Consider the following 1,465-nt stretch of genomic DNA (forward strand, 5'->3'; position numbering starts at 1 on the left):
TTTCGTAGAGTATACAACTCTACGAATTCCTTTATAGTTAATTTACGGTTTAAAAAGACTTTAATCATTGATATCTTACTCTCATTATACGTTCAAGTCAAGGCAGAAATGTCGAAATTTGTGTATTCTTATCAATAATACGCAAAAAATTAATCGTTTTCATCACACATCACTGCTTATTTTTTTTGTGATTATTGACTTATTTACCGTCAAAAAAATGGTCAAAATGGAGGAGAAAAACATGCCACGAAGAGGAGAAAATATTTACAAAAGGAAGGACGGTCGCTGGGAAGCCAGATACATTTATGCATTCAAAGAAGATGGAAGTCCCAGATACCGTTCTATCTATGCAGCGGATTATTTAACTGTTAAGAAAAAGCAAAATGATGCAAAGAGAAAAATGGATCCACGTCTTTTTCAAAGTGTCCGTATGAAGAAGAACATTTCCTTTTATGGATTGCTCTGGCTGGAACGACTGAAGCCTTCCAGCAAGGAATCTACTTATGTAAGATACCATTATCTTTTCAGCCACTATATCAGTCCTATAATTGGTGATCGCCTTGTCTATACGTTCAGTAATAAAGATTGTGAAGTATTTCTGAACAAGTTGTTGCTTTCAGGAAAAAGTGATGGTTCCGGATTGGCTCCGAAAACAGTTACCGATATCCGTTCTGTTGTCAAATTAATTCTAAAGACTGCTGAAAAGGAAGGTGAGCTATCTCTTTGTAATCCGGAACTTTGTCCTGTTAAGCCCGTCAAAAAACCGCTTCGAATCCTCTCTTTAAAGGAACAGCAGGCCTTGCAGGACTACTTATTGGGGAATCTGACACATAAAAACATCGGAACGCTGATTGCACTATATACAGGAGTACGTCTTGGGGAACTTTGTGCAATGCAGTGGAAAGATATTCATTTTCAGGAACAATATCTGGAGATATCTAAGACTTTACACAGAGTTAAAGATCACACAGATGATTCGGAACATAATACAAAAATCATTATCACTCCACCAAAAACAGAAAGCTCCATCCGTAATATTCCGATTCCGGATTTCCTGTTTGAGATCTTGCAGCAATACGTCCAATCTCACACGATAGATCCTGAAGCATATATCCTCACTGGAAAGAAGATGAGTTTTCGCGAGCCGCGGTCGATCGAATATTATTTCAAAAAAACTTTGAAAAAATGTCAAATCGAACCACTTCATTTTCATTGTCTGCGACATACTTTTGCAACACGTTGCGTAGAACTTGGGTTCGATATGAAGACATTAAGTGAGATTTTAGGACACTCCAATATTAACACAACTCTAAACCGGTATGTACATCCTTCTATGGAGCAGAAACAGCAAAACATGGATAAGCTAAACGCTGTATTTACCGTCAAATAATTGGTCATATCTTTTAAAAACCCCATAAATTCAACTTAATTTCATTTTTTTCGTAGAGTTGTATACTCTACGAAA

1 protein-coding gene is annotated in these 1,465 nt (G+C 36.7%); it reads left to right on the forward strand.

Translation table 11 applies throughout. From position 1 onward, the window contains the following. Positions 1-241 precede the first annotated feature (241 nt). The gene (locus LI162_RS15165; protein ID WP_020435676.1) at positions 242-1,390 is read left to right on the forward strand and encodes a tyrosine-type recombinase/integrase; all 1,149 of its coding nucleotides are present in this window, start codon (positions 242-244) and stop codon (positions 1,388-1,390) included. Positions 1,391-1,465: the final 75 nt, after the last annotated feature.

The sequence above is a fragment of the Mediterraneibacter sp. 210702-DFI.3.120 genome (assembly GCF_020561005.1).
GTDB classification, from domain to species: Bacteria; Bacillota; Clostridia; order Lachnospirales; family Lachnospiraceae; genus Mediterraneibacter; species Mediterraneibacter faecis.